The sequence below is a fragment of the Flavobacterium sp. GNP010 genome, assembly GCF_056428945.1.
The window spans coordinates 1-2,466 of record NZ_JBWJVK010000097.1 but is presented as its reverse complement, the minus strand read 5'-3'; the positions used below and the strand labels follow the sequence as shown (position 1 = coordinate 2,466).

Annotated in this window: 2 protein-coding genes; both read left to right on the top strand. The window is 34.2% G+C overall.

All coding sequences use genetic code 11. From position 1 onward, the window contains the following. The first annotated feature begins 370 nt into the window (after positions 1-370). Positions 371-919, top strand: a complete 549-nt coding sequence (gene rfbC / locus AC061C_RS15570; protein WP_478291928.1) for a dTDP-4-dehydrorhamnose 3,5-epimerase — start codon at positions 371-373, stop codon at positions 917-919. A 154-nt stretch (positions 920-1,073) separates the two neighbouring features. Further along, positions 1,074-1,883 (top strand): hypothetical protein, encoded by an 810-nt coding sequence (locus AC061C_RS15565; protein WP_478291927.1) that lies wholly within the window; start codon positions 1,074-1,076, stop codon positions 1,881-1,883. The last annotated feature ends 583 nt before the right edge of the window (positions 1,884-2,466 follow it).

Below are 2,466 nucleotides of genomic sequence, written 5' to 3'. Positions count from 1 at the left end.
GTTTAATTAAATATTTTTATCTAATAATCTGTATCGGTTATTCAGGACAAGACAAACAAATTCCTCATAGTCTCGCGGATTAGATCGTGTTAATTTAATTGGTGTTTTTTTTGGAGTTAGTTTTTTTTCGGAAGGTTAGTTCAGTGCTTTGAAGGATCGAAAATAGCTATTAATTTGCTTCATTCTATCGAATTAAATGCCGTGATAAGAGTAAAGTTATCCAAAAAAAAAACAATCTAAATTCAAGAGTTAGCCAGTTTTTAAAACTTAGGTTCTGTACCAATTTACTGTTTATTGGTCTATCTTTGTTGGCATATTCTTTAAAAGCAAGGAGTTTGTTTTTGTATTTATAAAAAATTATAACTAGATAATGACCATTGAAAAAACAGCCATTCAAGATTTAATACTTATTACACCGACCGTTTTTAATGATGCGCGTGGTTATTTCTTTGAAGCCTTTAATCAGGAAAAATTCCATCAAAACGGATTACACTATACTTTCATTCAAGACAATCAATCTTTTTCACAAAAAGGGACATTGAGAGGGTTGCATTATCAAAATCCTCCTTTTGCTCAAGCCAAACTCGTACGGGTGCTACAAGGAGAGATCTTAGACGTAGCAATTGATTTACGTAAAGATTCGCCCACCTTTGGGAAGCATTTTTCTGTTTTGTTATCGGCTGAGAATAAAAAACAGTTGCTCGTTCCACAAGGATTTGCCCATGGTTTTTCAGTACTTAGCGAAACTGCTGTGGTGCTATACAAATGTGATCAATATTACAATAAAGAGAGCGAAGGCGGCATCCGATTTGATGATCCTACTTTGGATATTGACTGGCAGTTGCGTCCTGATGAAGTTATTGTTTCTGAAAAGGATATGCTATTGCCTAGTTTTAATGCTATCGATTGGGAGTTTTAGATAGTGAGGAGTGAGGAGTGAGTTGTGAATTGTGAATTGTGAGAAGTGAATTGTGAGAAGTGTTTAGTGATTAGTGAATAGTGAGAAGTTTTATAATAATGCTCCAAAATGCTTTAAAACGCATTAAATTGTATTGAAAATTTAGTTAAAAGTAATGGATATAATTCTTATTTTTAAAGGAAAAGATATGGCAAAAGCTTTTGGTCCTGTTCAAATTGTGGGGACACTTGATGATTTGAATTTTTATATCACCGCTGACGGAAATATAGTTCGGGAAAAAGGAAAAACAGGCAACACTAAAAAAAATTTTAAAGAGAATCCTGTTTTTACCCCTATGAAGCTGCATAGCAAAGATTTTGGAATTTGTTCCAAAAAAGGGCGTGTTTTTCGGCAGCTGGTTAAAGCCTTTTATGATGATGCAAAAGATGGTTCGATAGCCGGAAGGTGTCATCAATTGTTGCACGCGATTATGAAGGAGGATCAACTGCATCCCAGAGGTTCCAGGCAATTAATAACCGGATTGCAAACCAAAGAAGCCTTGGGTTTTTTTACAGGGTTTGAAGGGAACAAAGCCAGACCATTAGGAACTGTTTTAAAAAGGAAGATTGCTTTTAATTGGAAAAAGAGAGCGATTAGTATTAAAACAATTAATCCCTTGCAACATATCGACTGGCCTATTGAAGCCACTCAGGTACATCTCCAAATAGCAATGACAAACTGGAATTGTGTAAATGATGCTTATGAAACGGTTTACAGCAATGAAATTATATTAGAAAAGAAGGCTGGTGTTTGTCCATTGCCTTTTGTACTCGCTCCGCTAGAAAACAAAGATTTATGGTTTGCTTTTATACATGTTAAATTTTGTAGTCGGATTTATAATACATTGAAAATTTTGCCAACAAGAAATAATACAACTACGTTGTTATGTGCCAAGCTTTTTAATGGAAAGAGTACTGGATTGTAAAAAGTGAGTAGTGAATAGTGAGTAGTTAGTAGTGAATAGTTAGTAGTGAAAAGTGAAAAGTGAAAAGTGAATGGTGAGTTGTGGGTTACTGAAGAACTTTTTATTCATTTTTGCTAGATCAAAAAAGAAACAAAAAATATTTATAGGCTGATTGTATTTTTATGATAAAGTATCATTGAAGAACGTTTTTTCTTTTGCCTTGATGCAAAAGAAACAAAAGATCAAGCCTGAAAATCAAAAGCGTAAAAACGGTTGTATTTATTTACCTGACTGCCACTGGCAGTCCTCCTTTTAATTTCAAACATTCCGCGGCCCGAGCCGTTCGTCCTTCGTCCTCAACTCGCGGACTGCTGCCACTTTACTTTGTCGTTGTTTTATATGCTTTTTATTTAAGGGCGGTTAAAAGAAGTGGGGAGCGAAGTCGTTTTGTGTATGTAAAGATGTTCTTTTCTTTTTTGCTAGATCAAAAAAAAAATAAAAATATTAGTAAGTAGGTTGTATTTTATGATATAGTATCATTGAAGAACGTTTTTTCTTTTGCCTTGATGCAAAAGAAACAAAAGATCAAGCCTGAAAATCAAAA